Source organism: Terrisporobacter glycolicus ATCC 14880 = DSM 1288 (assembly GCF_036812735.1).
Taxonomy (GTDB): domain Bacteria; phylum Bacillota; class Clostridia; order Peptostreptococcales; family Peptostreptococcaceae; genus Terrisporobacter; species Terrisporobacter glycolicus.
Map to the genome: position 1 here is coordinate 2,993,295 of NZ_CP117523.1, position 18,410 is coordinate 3,011,704.

Here is an 18,410-nt window from a genome sequence, read left to right on the forward strand (position 1 = left end):
ATTTCAATTATAACCCTCCCCGTTTTTTAGATCTAAGAAAGTATACTTGGATTTAGTATGGCATTATAATTGTCGTCTTTAAAATTAGATATACCAAGTACAATGTTTCCTATCTTTTTATTATCAATTTGTAAATAGTCGGCTTTAAATCCTAGTATCATGTTAGTCTTATTACTAGTAGCGTGGTTATAAGGAATTAGCCTTACCCTAGATGATATATCTTCACTTAAATTATTGATGATGTCCTCTGCTAAGAGTACATCAACATATTCATAATTATAATTTTCAGGCAAATATTTTTCTAGCAAAGAAGAATTCACCATAATTACATCACTTTTACTTAACGGATCTTTTAGTAGATTTCCACTATCTAAAAGCGCGATACACTTAAGTTCTTCTCCAAGAAGCGAAATAGTTACTTCTTTAGTAAATTCTTTAATATGATTTATTAACGTAATATCCGAATATATTTTTTTTAATATAAGACAACTAATATATACTGAGGCTATCACAAATGAAATTTTTATATGTTCTATACCTGTAAAATAAATTATAAAATATGTACTTCCACAGATAAAAAAATTCGCTAAAAAAAATATAATAAGTATTCTTATAAATTCTTTTTTATCTGTATAAACGAATGAAATTAATCCTATAATTACAATAAATATTACTTTTGAGGGTAATGTATATAATAAATAAAACCTTGGAAGTAAGTAAATTACAGAATAAATAGTTCCAACTATTGCTCCTATTATTTTTCTCTTATAAGAGTTTGTATTTTTTGTAAGTATAGAAGTACAACTTATAATAATATAATTTATTAATAGGTTTTCAATAATGTAAAGGTCTAAATACATTAATTACTCCCCCTTTTTATGTTTATATTATAAGCTAGTATAAAAAAATAATATGTCACTTTTAACAGTCGAAACTCAATTACTTTAATATAAAAAAACACAAAAAAAGGAAAAATTCTTCTTTTTCCTTTTTTAAATAATATTTTACTTCTTTTTAATTAGTATAAAAAAACATATATTGTTCATATTTTGTTATAATTAACAACTTTCTTTATAGTTAATAATATGCAACATGAACAAATATTATAACAAAAAAATAAGAAGCCTGAGCCTCTTATTCAATTATGTATATAAATTATTTTCTATTTCTTCTTAAGAAAACTGGAATTGGTGGTAAATCATCATCCATATCATGAGTTGGCTTTTTAGCTTCCACTTTTTCCTCTACTTTTTCTTCTTTTGTTACAGCAACTTCTTCTACAGTAACTTTCTTAGTTGCTATTTCTGAAGGTCTATTAGTACCTCTGTTTTTAAATGAATCTTCAAATCCTTGAGATGGATTAGTTTCAAATCCTGTAGCTATTACAGTTATAGTGATATCTTCTCCTAAATCTTCTCTTATAGATGTACCAAAAATTATATTTGCTTCTGGGTCACATGATTCAGTAACTAAACTTGACGCTGCATTAGCTTCAAATAATGTTAAATTAGCTCCACCAGCGACATTTAGTAATACTCCTTTAGCTCCTTTTATAGAAGTTTCTAGCAATGGAGATTGAATAGCTTCTTTAGCAGCTTCTATAGCTCTATTTTCTCCACTAGCAGTACCTATACCCATGTGAGCTAATCCTTTGTCCTTCATTATAGAAGTAACATCGGCAAAGTCTAAGTTTATAAGACCTGGCATTTTTATTAAGTCAGATATAGATTGTATACCTTGTTTTAATACGTTATCTGCTATAGAGAACGCATCCACCATTGATGTATTCTTTTGTACTATTTGTAAAAGTCTATCATTAGGTATTGTTATTAATGTATCCACATTAGCTTTTAAATCTTTTATACCTTCTTCAGCATTTTTCATTCTTATTTTACCTTCAAATCCAAAAGGCTTTGTTACAACACCTACAGTAAGTATCCCCATTTCCTTAGCTAATTTTGCAACTATTGGCGCAGCACCTGTTCCAGTTCCTCCACCCATACCTGCAGTAACAAATACCATATCTGTTCCGTCAAGTAATCCTACTATTTGTTCTCTACTTTCTTCAGCAGCTTTTTTTCCTACCTCTGGCTTAGCCCCCGCACCTAATCCTCTAGTCAACTTTTCTCCGATTTGAATTTGGTTTTCTGCCATAGACGATAATAGTGCTTGCTTATCTGTATTTATAGAAATAAACTCTACTCCTTTTACTTCTTCTCTTATCATTCTGTTAACAGCGTTGTTTCCACCGCCACCAACACCAATAACTTTTATAACAGCATCATTGTTGTCAGTTTCTATATCAATTCTATTATTATTCATTATTTTTTAACCTCCCTATCTTCTGAATTAAACAGTCATGTATTATGATTATACCATTTTACTTGTATTTTTTGTTAAATTACTATCTTATTCCATAAAAATACCAATTTCACTCTTGTTTTTAAACATGTATAATAGATATTTAACAATCTCTTCTGTATATTATCAAATAATATGGATAAATATTCCTTAAAATAATATAATATAAAAGCGTCTTATTCTCTATATTATTATACTCTTAATAGCAACGATTTGAAAATAGATATTTCCTAATTTTATGAAAAATTTCAAATATTTATCTATTATGCTTGTGAAAACATTTTTTGTCGTTAATTTACAACATTTACCTACTTTAAATTTTACTGTGAAACTATAGTAATATTCAAGTGATTTTTTCACAATATTAATGCATTTTTTCTATTTTTTAAATAATTTTATTAATTTGAATATGGACTATATAGTAAATAATTGTCATAAGTAAAATCTACCTTGCCATAAAGTTCTTTTCTATTCTGTAAATCTATCATTACTTTACTAAGCTTTACTATATTTTTTTCTATATTATTGTCTTTATTAAGACATATAGTAAGACCCGTTTTACCATTCATAATAATTTCTTTTTCTTTTGTAAAATTAACTGTTTTGATTTGTAATAATATATTTTCTTCATCTAGCTTTTTATATAATGTTATAAGTTTATCCTTATCGTTTTCATTATCAAATTTTAATGTTTCATTATTTAGCGTATAAGAAATAGCAATAACCACGTCATTATTTTTTATGTCTTTTAATTCATCTACAAGTTTTCCTTGATCATCTATATAGCAATAAGACTTGCCGTTATACAAAGGTCCAATAATATTCTTTTCTTTCACATTAACTATAAGCTTGTTTGGTATCTTTCTTTTAATTTCGCAATCTTTAACATAGGCACTTTCTTTAACTTTGTTCTCTAATTTTGTTAAATCATAGAAAAAAATATTCTTATTTTCTTCTAGATTTAGCAGTTTATTAACATCCTCTTTTGATAAATATTTATTATTATTTATCAAAACTTGTTTTAAAAAAAAGAAGTCACTCTTTAAGAAGAAACATGTTCCTAATGTTAATAGCAAAGAAAAAAATAAAATCCCCATAAGTTTATTAGTATTTATCTTTCTTCTTTTTTTCAAACACACCCCTCCTTAATTTTTATTATTATATTATATATAAAATACTTCTTTCATTCTTAAAACTCCTACAAAAGTTTTTCATTTTAATTAGCAAATTACTACAAAAAAATATAAAAGGTCTAAAAGACCCTTTATATTTTCCTAATATCTGCTCCTAAGTTGTTTAATATTCCTTCTATATCTTCATATCCTCTTTCCACATGATATATATTACTAATTTCACTCTCTCCCTCAGCAGCAAGTGCTGCTAAAATCAAAGCTGCTCCACCTCTCAAATCAGGTGATTTAGTTTTAGCACCATATAATTTATTAACTCCTTTTACTTTGCATAAATGAGTACTTATTATCTCCGTATCTGCTCTCATTTTATTAAGTTCACTACAATGCATAAAACGATTTTCAAAAATCGTCTCATAAAAAATATTATTTCCATCACTCAATGTCATAAGAGTCATCATTTGGGCCTGCATATCTGTTGGAAAATTAGGATGGGTATCTGTTTTTAAAAAATTTATTGCTTTAATTCTGTTTGGTGGGATTAAAATAAGCCCATTATCAGTATATTCAATATTACACCCCGCCTTTATTAAAGTGTTATTTATAGGCTCCATATGCCTTCTTACTATTTTATCTACTTGTAAACATCCCCCTGTAATTGCACTAGCTACCATATAAGTTCCTATTGCAATCCTATCAGGAATAACCGTATGTTCTACTTTATCTAATTTATCCACACCTTGTATTTCTATAAAATCACTTCCAGCTCCACTAACCTTGCCTCCCATTTTATTCACATAATCTTGAAGATCTTCAATTTCCGGCTCTTTTGCTGCATTATATATTCTAGTTATTCCTTTAGCTTTAACTGCCGCTAAAATAATATTTTCAGTAGCACCTACACTAGGACTATCAAGAATTATATCGCTGCCTATAATTTCTTTTCTTTCGCAGTTTATAATCAAACCTTCTTCTATTTTCACTCCTAGTTTTCTCAAAGAGTTTAGATGTAAATCTATGGGTCTTTTACCTATTGCACAACCCCCTGGCTCATATATTTTAACATGTTCTAATCTACTAATCATAGCCCCAAGTACAATAATAGAAGATCTCATTTTCTTAACATATCCTTCATCTATTTCGTTTGATGTCAGACTAGAGCTATCTATTACTAATACATGGTCGTTAAAATCAATTTTACACCCTATGCTTTTTAATATATCTATCATTGTATATACGTCAGCTATTAATGGAACGTTATGAATAATATTAATATTTTCATTCAATAAAGATGCAGCCATTAATGGTAAAATGGAGTTTTTCGCCCCTTTTATACTTAAGGTTCCGTGTATTTTGTTTCCACCAGTTATTAGATATTTAGACAAAATGAACCCCCCCTAATCATAATATTAAATCCCTTATTATTAGATATTATGAGTTAGAGGGGGTATATGTTACTTTTTCTTTATTCCTATTGTTTTTATTTCCTTAGTTTCATCTGTAGCATTTGTTTCTTTAGCTATTTCCTTTGATTCTTTCTTTTCTTTTTTATGAATATTATTTTGTTGTTTTTCATTATATGCTTTCATAATTTCATCGTATATTAAATCTATTGCTTGAGGTTTTCCAATAGATTTACTTGCGTTTGCCATATCTATTAGTAATTCCCTATCTCCCAGCAATTTAAATACTACTTCATTTAATTTTTCAGGAGTTAAATCTTTTTCTAATATGGCAATTCCTGCACCTTGAGATTCTATACTCTTAGCATTATATTCTTGATGATTTTCAGCAGTATAAGCCTTCGGTATTATAATAGATGGTTTTCCAAGAGCTGTTATCTCTGCCAAAGATATTGCCCCGGCACTTCCTATTACTATATCACTTGCAGAAAGTCCATCAGCCATATTATCCAAATAAGGCATTACTCTTTGATAAGGTTTTAAAGAAATTTCTCCTAAAGACCCTATAAACTCATCATAATATAGTTTTCCAGTTGCAAATATAAATGCAATGTCTTCTTTTACCATATTTTTTATTACAAGTCTCATTGCATCATTAATTTCTTCTGATCCACCACTACCACCATAGCAAAGAACCATTTTTTTATCTTCACTTATTCCGAGTTTTTTTCTTGAAGTAGATTTTCTTGATTGTAATATTTCTTTTCTTACTGGGTTTCCTGTAAGAACTAGTTTATCTCTACTTTCTTCAGGAAATCTTCCATGAGAATCTTCAAAACTTGTAAGAACTCTTGTAACTACTTTAGAAAGTATTTTATTTGTTACTCCAGGGAATGAGTTTTGCTCATGAACTATTGTTACAGTTTTGTTTAGAGCTGAGTTAAATAAAACTGGTCCACTAACATATCCACCAGTCCCTATTACTATATCTGGTTTATATTTTTTAACTATTCTTCTAGATTGTTCTAATCCCTTACATAGTTTAAATACTCTTTTCACATTTTCAAAATCTATTTTTCTTCTAAATCCTTGCACTGTTACAGTTTTTAACTCATATCCGTATTTTGGAACTATTTCTGATTCTATACCTTTTTCTGTTCCTACAAATAATATCTCACAATCAGGATTTTCTTCTTTTATTTTGTTAGCGATTGCTATTGCTGGATAAACGTGTCCTCCCGTTCCTCCGCCTGATAGTAATACCTTCATTGTATCATCTCCTGTTATTTAATCTTGACATGTTTTGAGATGTTTAACACTATTCCTACTTCCCCCATAAGCATGGTCAGTGAGGTTCCTCCATAACTTATAAATGGCAGGGCTACCCCTGTATTTGGCATAGTCGATGTGGCAACAGCAATATTTAATGCTGCTTGAATACCTATTAAAGCTCCTATACCTATTACTAACATGCAAGCAAATATGTCTTCACATTTTAGAGCTATACGAACACATCTATAAACTAGTAATATAAATAACATAATTACTAATATACATCCTATTAAGCCCAACTCTTCGCCTATTATGGCAAAGATAAAATCATTTTGTGGTTCTGGTATGTAAAAATATTTTTGTTTACTTTTCCCAAGGCCTAGGCCGAATAATCCTCCAGATCCCAATGCATACAAACTTTGTATGACTTGATATCCAGCTCCTAATGGATCTTGGAATGGATCCAAAAATGAAGTAATACGTTTTAGTCTATAAGGCTCTATCATTACTAAAATACCAAATAGTGCCACCCCTGATAAGCCCATAATACCAACAAATTTCATATTCATTCCTGCTACAAACAACATAACAAATGTTACAAGTATTACTGTACCAGCTGTAGACATGTTAGGTTCAAGCATTATTAATACAAATATAAACATAGGCATAAGTAAAAGCGGTAAAACACCTTTTGTCAAAGATTTTATTTTATCATATCGTTTTTCTATTAATTTTGCTGTAAACACAACACAAGCAAATTTAGCTATATCTGATGGTTGGAAAGTTGCTCCTCCAACACCTAGCCATCTCTTAGCACCATTAGCCTCTATTCCAAGTGGAGTCAAAACTAAAAGTAAAAATATAATGGCAACTATACAAATAGGTGTTGCATATTTTTTCCAAAGTTTATAGTCAACATTGGAAAGAACCATCATTCCTATAAATCCCAGTGCTGCATAAATTAAATCTCTTTTTAAAAAGAAATAGGGATCATTATGTTTAAATGAAGATTGAATATAACTTGCACTAAACACCATGATGATCCCGAAAAATACTAAAATCATGGTAGTATAAAATACTACTGAATCAAAATCAGTCTTCATCCCCCTGTCAATTTGCTTTTTTAAAATTTTACTAGGCATCTGATAGACTACCCTCCATTTCGCAGTAAATTGCTTTGAAGGAGTTATTTTAAGTTGTTTACATTCTCTTTGAAGTCGCGTCCTCTCACTTCAAAACTTTTGTACATATCCCAACTTGCACAAGCAGGAGATAAAAGAACAACATCTCCACTTTCAGCTAGGCTATAAGAAGCTTCTACAGCTTCTTTCATATTATTGACTCTAATTATAATTTTATAATCTTTTTCTTTAGCACATTTTTCAATTATACTAGAAGTTTCACCCATTAAAACTAAGGCTTTAATATTTTCTTTTCCTACTTCTAAAAGCTCATTAAAATCACTTTCCTTATTGTATCCACCAGCTATTAGTATAATTGGATTTTCATAAGAAGTTATTGCCTTAACAGTTGAATCTGGATTAGTTCCCTTAGAATCATTTACAAACATAATATCATTTAATGTTCTAACATATTCTAATCTATGTTCTACAGCTTTAAATGTTTTTAATACATGTTTTAGAGTTTCTAAATCCACATTGCATACGTAAGACATAGCAATAGCAGCCATACAATTTTCTAAATTATGTGCTCCTGGTAAGCTAAGTTCTTTTTTATTTAATAAAACAATTTTTTTATCTATATGAATAACTATATTGCTGTTTTCGTCTAAATATACACCTTTATCAAGTTTTTCTTTTCTTGAGAACAATATTACTTGACCATTACAATTAGATTCTAGTTCTCTAACTTCTTTATCATCATAATTTAATATGGCGAAATCACTTTTATCTTGATTTTTAAATATATTTGCTTTAGCAGCTATATAATTTTCCATAGTATGATGTCTATTTAAATGATCTGGAGAAAAATTTAATATTGATGCAACTTTAGGTTTAAAATCAACAATACTTTCTAATTGGAATGAACTTAGCTCTGTTATTAAGTATGAATCTTTGTTTGTAGTTTCTACAGTGTCTATAACAGGATTTCCAATATTTCCAACTATATATGTGTCCTTATTGTCCGATTTAAATATTTCTCCTACTAAAGATGTTGTGGTAGTTTTTCCATTTGTTCCAGTTATACCTACAAATATAGGATTTCTAGAAAGTCTATAAGCAAGTTCTACTTCTCCTATTATCTCTATATTATTTTCTCTTAATTTTAATATAAAGGGTAAGTCTAAAGGTACTCCAGGAGATACCACTGCTAAGTCTATGTGATCTACATTTTCTGGATGATATCCAAGAATATACTGAGCATTTTTTATATCTTTTAATTCTAGTAAAATATCTTTTAGTTTTTCTTCGTCTTTTATATCATTAACTATTATATTTGCTTCTAATTTGTCTAATAATTTAATTGTTGAAACACCTGTTTTAGCTAAACCAACAAGTAAAATATTTTTATTTTTTAGGTTCATTATTTTCCCCCCTAGTGATTAGAATACTGCAATTATTCCTATCCATGCTAATACTACTGTAGTTATCCAAAATATAAATACAACTCTAGTTTCTGGCCATCCACATTGTTCAAAATGGTGATGTATTGGCGCCATTTTAAATATTCTTTTACCAGTTAATTTAAATGATACAACTTGTAATATTACTGATATAGCTTCAGCAAAATAAATACCTCCTACTATTGGTATTAAAAGTACTGAATTTGTTAATACTGCAAAAGCTACTACTGCTCCTCCTAAGGCCATAGAACCTGTGTCTCCCATAAATACTTTAGCAGGATATGAGTTAAACCCTAAAAACCCTAAACAAGCTCCTCCAGTAGCTGCTGCAAGTATTGCAACATCACTGTTACCTATTGTTGTTGCCAACATCATAAAAAATGCTGATACTATTAAAGTTACTCCAGATGCTAGACCATCTAAACCATCAGTTAAATTTACAGCATTTACTGTTCCTATTATAATAAACATCATTATTGGTACATATAAAGGTCCTAAGTTTATTACATAATCAGTAAATGGAACCATGATTTGTGTTGCACTTGGTGATGCACTATATTGATAATAAGCAACAAATAATGCAAGGGCAAATTGTAATACAATTTTTTGATATGCTTTAAGTCCTAAAGATCTTTTCATTTTAATTTTAATAAAATCATCTAAGAATCCTACAAATCCAAATCCTGTTATACATATTAGTCCTACTAATAAATCTCTGTCTATTTTCGCTCTTGTAAGCCCCGTAATAAGGATAGCTATTATCATTATTACTCCACCCATAGTTGGTGTTCCGTTCTTTAGTAAATGAGTTTGTGGACCATCATCCCTAACCGTTTGACCAAATTTAAATTTTGCTAACATTGGTATAAATATTGGTCCTAGTATAACTACTATTAAAAAAGCGATTATCGCTGTATACGTAAGCTGTGTTATTCCTAACATAATATAAAACTCCTCTCCCTAGTTCGCTAATTATTTTGTCTATTTATTAAGATGTTCAACAACCTTTTCTAGATGCATTCCTCTTGATGCCTTAACTAAAATAGTGTCATTTTCTTTTATGATATCATCTAGATTTTCAATTGCTTCTTCTTTTGTTTCAAAATGATAAAGATTGTCAGGGTTCATATTATTTTCTTTTAATTCTTTTACTATAAACTCTGAATCCTTTCCTACAGATATTAATATATCAACATTGTTTAAAGCTGCTTTTCCTACTTGTCTATGCCCAAATTCTGCAAATTCACCCATTTCAAACATATCTCCAAGTATTGCTACTCTTCTGCTTTTATATCTTCCAAGGATATTTAATGCAGCCGTCATAGAATCTATGCTTGCATTATAAACTGAGTCAATTATAGTTAAATTATTATTTTTTATTATGTCTAATCTATTTTTTGTGCATTGGAAATTTTTCAAACCATATTTTATTTCCTCTAATGTCATATTCAGATTAATTCCTACTAATATTGCTGCCAAAGCATTATATATATTATGTTTTCCAACTGTTGGAATGAAAAATTCTTCTCTTTTTTCATCAATAACAGCTATGAAATTTATGCTATCTTCATTCATTTCAAAAGATTCGCAGTATATATCGTTATCTTTTTCAAATCCAAAAGTTCTTAGTTTATAAACTAAATGTCCATTCTTTAAAGTTTTTAAACAATCATCATCTCCATTAACTATTAATAAAGATTCTTCATCGAAGTTTGTTGTTATTTCCATTTTTGCTTTAAAAATACCATCTCTACTTCCTAGATGTTCCACATGAGAATATCCAATATTAGAAATTATACCTATTTGCGGTCTTACAATATTTACCAGGTATTCAATTTCATTAAACCCACTCATTCCCATTTCTATTACTGCACATTCATGTTCTTTATTTAAATTAAATAAAGTTAAAGGCACTCCAAATTGGTTGTTTAAGTTTCCTACATTTTTTAGCGAGTTATATTTCGCACTAATAGTGGAATATACCATATCTCTAGTAGTTGTTTTTCCCACACTACCTGTAACGGCTATAAACGGTATTTCAAATTTGTTCTTGTAAAATCTAGCAATATTACCAAAAGCTACTTCCGTGTTGTTTACTTCTATTACATTAATTTCTTTATTCTCTATGTCAACGTTGTTATCTTTATTTTTTATAATAGTTTTACAGCCTTGATTTATAGCTAAATTAATGAAATCATGCCCATCTAAGTTTTCTCCAACTATAGCAACAAAAGCATTGTCTTTACTTGCTTTTCTACTGTCTATTACTATATCATTTACTAAAGTTTCTTCGCCACAATTAGAAACTAACTGTCCTTCACTAGCAAGTATTAACTCTTTTATAGTTAAATATTCCATTTTAACCTCCTTATTCATTTTTAATTTCATACTTATCTTTATAAAAGGCAATGCATTGTATACATTGCCTTTTATATATTTATCTTAATAATTATATACCATATTAACTTTTTTTTGAAGATATTTATAAGTTTCTGTAATATTAATTATCAAAATAAATGGATATCAGAGAACCTTCATTTACGCTAACTCCAGGTTTTGGGAACATATCTTTAATAATAGTTCCTTCCTTAATATCTACATCATTATCAATATTCGCTTCTAATTTAGACTCCTCTAAAACTTTTGTAGCATCTTCTATACTTAGACCTCTAACATCAGGCACTTTTACTTTACTTTTCACATTTTCAGCTTTTTCTTCTTCTGTATATTCCGGTTCTACACCTAGATATTTCAATGTATTACTCATTACTTCTTTTATAATTGGTCCAGCTGTTGTTGAACCAAATTGCATAACGCCTGTAGGCTCATCAACTATAGCAAGGACTACAATTTTTGGATCGTCAGCTGGTGCCATACCAATAAAAGAACACACATAATGTCCTTGAGCGTAAGATCCATCTATAACCTTTTGTGCAGTTCCTGTTTTTCCACCTAATCTATATCCTGGTAAGTAAGCTATTTTACCCCCACCTTCTGTTACAACAGATTCCATTATTTCTCTCATTTGTGCAGATGTTTCTTTTGAGATAACTTGTTTTACTTGTACTGGATCTACTTCTTTAGTTATATTTCCTTTATTATCAGTATATGCCTTTACTAACCTTGGTTCCATCCTATTTCCGTCATTTACTATGGAACATACTGCTGTGATAAGCTGCATAGGTGTTACAGATATGGATTGACCAAAGGATATTGTTGCTAGTTCAACAGGTCCAACATCCTTTTCATTGTACATTATACTTCCTGCTTCACCTGGTAAATCTATTCCTGTTTTTTTATTTAAACCAAAAGCGTCTATGTAATTATACATTTTTGAAACACCAAGTCTTCTACCTACTTCAACAAAAACTGGGTTACAAGAGTTTTGAACGCCTTGTTTGAATGTTTCTGAACCATGAGGTCTATAAGACCTCCAACATTTTATTTTTTTCCCTTCAACCATGACACTTCCGCTACAAGTAAATTTATCATCTTGCTTAACAACACCTTCTTCTAGACCTGCCGAAGATGTTACAAGTTTAAATGTTGAGCCTGGCTCATATGTATCACTTACAGCTGTGTTTCTCCACATAGTTGAATATGCTTTTATTTTTTCATTATCATTTTTACATTCTTCTAACAGCTCTTCATAAGCAGGATAAATCGCTTTTGTAGGAGTATTTGGATCATAGTCTGGTTTTTTTACCATTGCCTTTACATCTCCTGTTTTAGGATCCATGGCAATTATAGTTACTTTACTTGCATTGTTTTCTTCATAAGCCTTTTGGGCCGCCTTTTCACAATAATGTTGTATTACTTCATCTACAGTTAATACTAATCCATTTCCTGTTGTTGGCTCATAATATTGTTCAGAACCTTGGGGTATTTCTTTCCCTGCTGCATCAGTACTAACAATTAACTTTCCTGCAGTTCCTTTAAGAACATTATCATATTTTAACTCTATTCCTGCTACACCTGATGAATCTGCAGATGTGTGCCCAAGTACATAAGACGCAAAGTTTCCATATGGATAATATCTTTGATTGTCTTCAGCCACCCATATACCAGATAATCTTGCTTTAGTAATTTTATCCGCCGTGTCATCATCTATCCATCTTTTCACTTTAACTAAAGCCATGTTTTTCTTATTAACACTTTTGTATACATCATCATATTTTTCATCCAATATTTTTGCCAGCTCTTCAGAGGTTTTCTTTGCATCTTTTACTTCAACTGGCTTGCACCACACTGTATATTTTGTAACACTCACTGCTAATTCTTTCATATTTGTATCATATATTGCTCCCCTTTTAGCTTCTATAGGAATCTCTCTTGTTTGCTGTTCTGATGCTTTTGTACTAAGCCATTCCCCTTTAATCAATTGTAAGTATCCTATTCTAAATACTAATGATAAAAATAATGAACAAGCCAATATCATTACTATGACTAACCTTTTCCTACTGTTTATTTTTATCTTCATTAACAACCTCCCTTTCTAGTCCTTTAAGTCAATATATCTCATTTGACTTTCATTAGGGTAATTCATATTTAACTTTTCTTTTGCATTTTTCTCTATATTAGTAATGCTGGAATTTTCTAGGCTATCCATTTTTAATCCATCTAAAACTATTTCTTCTTTTCTTAACTGCTTTTTCAAGGTGTTAATTTCATACTTATAGTTGGATACTATAGCATTACCACATAAATTTATGATGATTATTGATACCACAGGAAATGCAAATAAAATAGGTTTAATTACTCTTTTTATTTTTCTCTTTCTATATCTATTCTTTTTTCTCTTTCTATATTCATTTATGTTCTTTACTCTTTCCTTTTTGTTCAAAAAATCACCTCCGTCTTCTGTGGTATATACATATTTAGTTTTTTTGTACCTTTCTTCCTTTAATGACTTATACAAAAATTCATACATAAAATATTATGAATTTTTATATGTAGAACATTTTTTTAAAAAATTTATACTTTCTTTTAGTTTTTTGAAATATTAAATAGAATTAAATATGTTCATTTTCTTTATATTTTTAATAATTTAATTTATACTTAAATTAATATTTCTTTAAAAATAATAGTTTTTGTTGATAAAATAATTAAAACCTGCGAAAAATTTAATAAAAGGAGGAATATATGAAAAAGATATTATTATTGATCATACTAATATACACCGCTATTATTTTTTATGGTTGTAATAAAAATTCAAATGAGGATATCCCTATTTCCCTATCTTCCATAGATATAAGTTCATTGAATAATAATGAGATATTGGACGTAATATATGACAGTAATTTAGAGGAAGGAGTTTATCAGATAACAACAAAAAATAATCGTTATATATTTTTTAAAGGTATCAAAAATGAATATATCGATGTAGGATTAGAACTTAAAGATAAAATGCTTATAATAAATTGTAATACTACTTTCTCTTCAGAAGAAATAAACAAACTATATGTTATAAAAGAAAAAGGTTCAACTTCATCAAAAGGTAAAAATATATTTTTCGATACAATAATGTTAAAAGTAAATAATAAAGAAGTTCCATTTAATTCGGTATATCTTTTATAATAAAAGTAATAAATTATGAATTTCTATTCTCTAAAAAAGCTCATTAATTAATGAGCTTTTTATATTTCATGTAATTTCCACTTATTTCCCTTATATCTAGTAATAAAACACACCACTCTAAATATCCAATCTATACTCATGGCTACCCATACACCAAAAACTCCCATATTCATATATATTCCTAGTACATAACTAAAGCCAATTCTAAAAATCCACATGGATAAAATGGATACTGTCATACAGAATTTAACATCATTTGCTGCACGAAGGGTATTTGGAAGAACAAAAGAAATTGTCCATATTATAATTGATACGCTTCCATTATATAAAATAATATCTTTTGAAATTGTTGCTGTATAATCAGATAAATTATATGCACTTAAAATTAATGGCATGCTTATAAAAGTAAGTATCACGGCTAGAGATATGCATAAAGTACTTATCTTAACTAATTTTCTTGTATAATATTTTGTTTGATCGTAATCTCCTGCACCTATACATTGAGATGTTACAGAAAGAGTGGCCTGACTAATTGCCATACCAGGTATTATTTGAAAAAGCCCAACAGCATTTGCTACAGCATTTGCTGCAATAGCTGATGTTCCAAAGGTTGCAATTAAATTTAATACAATGATTTTTCCAAGTTGAAACATTCCATTTTCCAAACCATTTGGAATGCCAATATGAAGTATTTTCTTGATTAATATCCTATCAAATTTCATACATATTTTTTTTGATAAGTGAATTTGCAAATTATCATTTTTTATTAATATAAAAATTACTACAGCCGCTACAACCCTAGAAAAAACTGTGGGTACGGCTGCACCTGCAATTCCCATCTTAAAAACATAAATTAGAAAATAGTTTCCTATTAAGTTTATTAGATTCATCATAATTGATATTTTCATTGTAATTTTTGAATTTCCCATAGATCGAAATAAAGCTGCACCACCATTGTATATTGCTATGAAAGGAATTGACATGAATACTATAGTTAGGTAAGTATTAGAATATCCCAAAACATCTTGTTCTATATTCCCAAAAACTGTATTAAGAATAAAATACTTGCATAAATACCCAATTATCATAGTAGTAATAGAACTTAAAAAAAGAAAAAGAATGAGTTGATCAGCACTATTACATGCATTGTTTTCATTTTTCTGTCCTAAATATTGTCCTGCTACAACTGCACCTCCTGTAGCAAGAGCTGTAAATATATTTATTATAAGGATATTTATACTATCTACTAAAGATACAGCAGATACTGCAGCTTCCCCTATACTAGCAATCATTATTGAGTCAACTAAACCTACCGTTACTAGTAAAAATTGCTCTATTATTAAGGGAAAAATAAGTTTATATAAATTTTTATCTGAAAATAAATATTCCCGCGTCTTTGGAGTAATTTCCATCTAATCCCCCCTTATAACATTCACCAATAATTATAACAGATATTTAATTTATATTCAGAATTTTAAAATAATAATTTTACACTATAAAAAAGAAAGATAATATTTATCATCTTCCTTTTTATTTTCTATTTTGATGCTTTTTCTAAAGCTTGATTTAAATCCCAGATTAAATCATTTACATCTTCAATTCCTACAGAAACTCTTATCATATCTGGAGTAACACCTGCCAATTCTTGTTCTTTTTTATTTAGTTGAGCATGAGTTGTACTAGCTGGATGAATTACAAGTGATTTAGCATCTGCCACATTAGCAAGATGAGAAAAAACTTGAAGAGATTCTATAAATTTAATTCCAGCTTCTAATCCTCCTTTTATCCCAAAAGTAAATATTGAACCCGGCCCTTTAGGTAAATACTTTTGACCTAATTTGTAATACTTATTTTCTTTTAAACCTGGATAGTTTACCCATGCAACTTCAGGATGATCATTTAAAAATTCTGTGATTTTCTTAGTATTCTCCACATGTCTTTCAACTCTTAAAGATAAGGTTTCAAGTCCTAACAATAATTGGAATGCACTTTGTGCACTTAGACAAGCTCCTGTATCTCTTAGATATTGAGCTAGAAGCTTTGTAGTATAAGCTAATTTCCCACAATCTTTAGCATAATTTAAACCATTATAAGATAAATCTGGTTCTGTTAAACATGGGAATTTTCCACTTTTTATCCAGTCAAAATTTCCACTATCAACTACCACTCCACCTAAAGTTGTTCCATGTCCTCCTATAAATTTTGTAGCTGAATGAACAACAATATCAACACCATAATCAAATACTTTTATTAAGTAAGGTGTTCCAAAAGTATTATCCAGCATAAATGGAACTTTAGACTCATGAGCTATTTCTGCAATTTTTTCTATATCAATAATATTTATTCCTGGGTTTCCTATAGTTTCTGCATAAACTAATCTTGTTTTATCATTTATTGAAGCTCTAAAACTTTCTGGATTATCAGGATTTACAAAATGAGTTTTAATCCCTAATTTAGGTAACATATTTGCTAGTAAATTGAATGTTCCACCATATATTGTTGGTGCAGCAACTATTTCATCACCAGCTTGAAGTATATTTAATATAGCAGCATTAATAGCCCCCATTCCAGAAGCAAAGGCTACAGCTCCTACTCCACCTTCAAGTAAAGCCATTCTTTCCTGAAATACTGCAACCGTTGGATTTGATATTCTTGAATAAATATGTCCCTCTGTTTTTAATGCAAATAAATCTGCCCCATGATTCACACTCTCAAAACAATAAGATGTTGTCTGATAAATTGGGACTGCTCTAGCTCCTGTTGTCGAATCTGGTTGTTGTCCCCCATGAACTTGTAATGTTGAAAAACCTAACTTTCTTTTACTCATAATTTGTATCCCCCTTGTTATTTAATATAAATAATATTAAACAATATATAAAAAACCTTACAAGTTACATCTAATTAAATAAAAAAGGTTCTTTTATCTTAAAGATAAAAGAACCTTAATAATCTAAGATTTACCTCTTATCTTTCTTATGTTTCCATAAGTAGGATTTAGCACCTATCTAATATAGGTTGCTGGACTTCTTCGGGCCTATTCCCTCCATCACTCTTGATAAGATTTTTTACTATTAATTTAATAAGTTAATTGTATACATGTTTTTATTCATATGCAACAATAAAATTATTTTTTTTGAGCTACTCTAAGTTTTGCACTTCTCGACCTTGGATTTCTTTCAATTTCTTCATCGCTAGGAATTATTGGTTTTCTTGTTATAATCTTAACTTCTGATTTTTTGTCACATTGACAAATTGGAAGTTCTGGTGGACAAACGCAACTTAAAGCTAAATCTTTGAATTCATTTTTTACTATTCTATCTTCTAATGAATGGAATGTAATTATACAAACTCTTCCACCTTTATTCATCATAGAAACAGCATCTTCAATCATTTTATTTATTACGCCAAGTTCATTATTTACTTCAATTCTTATAGCTTGGAAAGTTCTCTTTGCTGGATGTGGTCCATCTATTCTAGCTTTTTTAGGTATTGCTTTTTTTATAACATCAACAAGCTCACCAGTTTTTTCAATTGGACCATTTGCTTCTCTTTCTTCTACTATAAATTTAGCAATTCTCTTTGACCAATTATCTTCACCATAATCTCTGATTATCTTAGCTAATTGTTCTTCACTGTAAGTGTTTACCACATCATATGCAGAAAAATCTTTTCTTACATCCATTCTCATATCTAGTGGTGCATCATGCATATAAGAAAACCCTCTATCAGCTTCATCAAGTTGATGAGAAGACACTCCTAGGTCTGCAAGTACTCCATCTATTTTATAAACACCTATTTTTTCTAATTCTGATTTAATATTTTCAAAATTGCTGTGTACAAATTTTACTCTATCTGAATACTCAGCTAACCTTTCTTTTGCCGTTGCTATGGCATTTTTATCTTGATCAAATCCAATAAATAAACCTTTATCAGATAATCTCTTTACTATTTCTTTTGAATGACCTGCACCACCCATAGTACAGTCCACATATACTCCATCTTCTTTTATGTCTAAATTTTCAATACATTCATCTAGTAGTACAGACACATGATTAAATTCCATTTTTTCTTCTCCTTAAGAGT

General features: G+C 29.2%; 15 protein-coding genes and 1 riboswitch. Of the genes, 1 reads left to right on the forward strand and 14 read right to left on the reverse strand.

Annotated features, from left to right (window positions below):
• Positions 1-32: 32 nt before the first annotated feature.
• The 11 genes from TEGL_RS14820 to TEGL_RS14870 all read right to left on the reverse strand — a co-directional run bounded on the left by TEGL_RS14820 (position 33) and on the right by TEGL_RS14870 (position 13,593).
• Positions 33-860 carry a sigma-E processing peptidase SpoIIGA gene (locus TEGL_RS14820; RefSeq protein ID WP_018589850.1) on the reverse strand — a complete coding sequence of 276 codons (828 nt, stop codon included), beginning with the start codon at positions 858-860 and terminating at the stop codon, positions 33-35.
• 295 nt (positions 861-1,155) lie between these two features.
• On the reverse strand, positions 1,156-2,322 hold the full coding sequence (gene ftsZ, locus TEGL_RS14825; protein WP_018589851.1) for a cell division protein FtsZ: 1,167 nt from the start codon (positions 2,320-2,322) through the stop codon (positions 1,156-1,158).
• Positions 2,323-2,759: 437 nt separating this feature from the next.
• Positions 2,760-3,494, reverse strand: a complete 735-nt coding sequence (locus tag TEGL_RS14830) for a cell division protein FtsQ/DivIB (RefSeq protein WP_018589852.1) — start codon at positions 3,492-3,494, stop codon at positions 2,760-2,762.
• Positions 3,495-3,625: 131 nt separating this feature from the next.
• Complete coding sequence (gene murA, locus TEGL_RS14835) at positions 3,626-4,876, reverse strand: UDP-N-acetylglucosamine 1-carboxyvinyltransferase (protein WP_018589853.1); 1,251 nt, start codon at positions 4,874-4,876, stop codon at positions 3,626-3,628.
• Between the two features lie 69 nt (positions 4,877-4,945).
• Positions 4,946-6,163 (reverse strand): undecaprenyldiphospho-muramoylpentapeptide beta-N-acetylglucosaminyltransferase, encoded by a 1,218-nt coding sequence (gene murG, locus TEGL_RS14840; protein WP_018589854.1) that lies wholly within the window; start codon positions 6,161-6,163, stop codon positions 4,946-4,948.
• A gap of 14 nt (positions 6,164-6,177) precedes the next feature.
• A complete protein-coding gene (spoVE, locus tag TEGL_RS14845; protein ID WP_018589855.1) occupies positions 6,178-7,308 on the reverse strand; it encodes a stage V sporulation protein E in 1,131 nt (376 codons plus the stop codon).
• Positions 7,309-7,352: 44 nt separating this feature from the next.
• Entirely contained in the window at positions 7,353-8,711 is a 1,359-nt protein-coding gene (murD, locus tag TEGL_RS14850) for a UDP-N-acetylmuramoyl-L-alanine--D-glutamate ligase (RefSeq protein WP_018589856.1), read from the reverse strand.
• 18 nt (positions 8,712-8,729) lie between these two features.
• Positions 8,730-9,695: a phospho-N-acetylmuramoyl-pentapeptide-transferase gene (mraY, locus tag TEGL_RS14855; protein WP_026255033.1), complete on the reverse strand. Its 966-nt coding sequence runs from the start codon at positions 9,693-9,695 to the stop codon at positions 8,730-8,732.
• 36 nt (positions 9,696-9,731) lie between these two features.
• The gene (locus tag TEGL_RS14860; RefSeq protein ID WP_018589858.1) at positions 9,732-11,108 is read right to left on the reverse strand and encodes a UDP-N-acetylmuramoyl-tripeptide--D-alanyl-D-alanine ligase; all 1,377 of its coding nucleotides are present in this window, start codon (positions 11,106-11,108) and stop codon (positions 9,732-9,734) included.
• Between the two features lie 142 nt (positions 11,109-11,250).
• Positions 11,251-13,230, reverse strand: coding sequence for a stage V sporulation protein D (locus tag TEGL_RS14865; RefSeq protein WP_018589859.1), 1,980 nt, complete (start codon positions 13,228-13,230; stop codon positions 11,251-11,253).
• Between the two features lie 15 nt (positions 13,231-13,245).
• Positions 13,246-13,593, reverse strand: a complete 348-nt coding sequence (locus TEGL_RS14870; protein WP_018589860.1) for a hypothetical protein — start codon at positions 13,591-13,593, stop codon at positions 13,246-13,248.
• Between the two features lie 299 nt (positions 13,594-13,892).
• Here TEGL_RS14870 and TEGL_RS14875 point away from each other — a divergent pair, with 299 nt between their 5' ends.
• A complete protein-coding gene (locus TEGL_RS14875) occupies positions 13,893-14,327 on the forward strand; it encodes a hypothetical protein (RefSeq protein WP_018589861.1) in 435 nt (144 codons plus the stop codon).
• Between the two features lie 59 nt (positions 14,328-14,386).
• On the opposite strand, the gene TEGL_RS14880 is transcribed toward TEGL_RS14875, so the two are convergent.
• The 3 genes from TEGL_RS14880 to rsmH form a co-directional block, all read right to left on the reverse strand.
• A complete protein-coding gene (locus tag TEGL_RS14880; RefSeq protein ID WP_018589862.1) occupies positions 14,387-15,739 on the reverse strand; it encodes an MATE family efflux transporter in 1,353 nt (450 codons plus the stop codon).
• A 125-nt stretch (positions 15,740-15,864) separates the two neighbouring features.
• Positions 15,865-17,154: an O-acetylhomoserine aminocarboxypropyltransferase/cysteine synthase family protein gene (locus TEGL_RS14885; protein ID WP_018589863.1), complete on the reverse strand. Its 1,290-nt coding sequence runs from the start codon at positions 17,152-17,154 to the stop codon at positions 15,865-15,867.
• A gap of 134 nt (positions 17,155-17,288) precedes the next feature.
• Positions 17,289-17,389, reverse strand: a riboswitch (SAM riboswitch).
• Between the two features lie 62 nt (positions 17,390-17,451).
• Entirely contained in the window at positions 17,452-18,390 is a 939-nt protein-coding gene (gene rsmH, locus TEGL_RS14890) for a 16S rRNA (cytosine(1402)-N(4))-methyltransferase RsmH (RefSeq protein ID WP_018589864.1), read from the reverse strand.
• Positions 18,391-18,410: the final 20 nt, after the last annotated feature.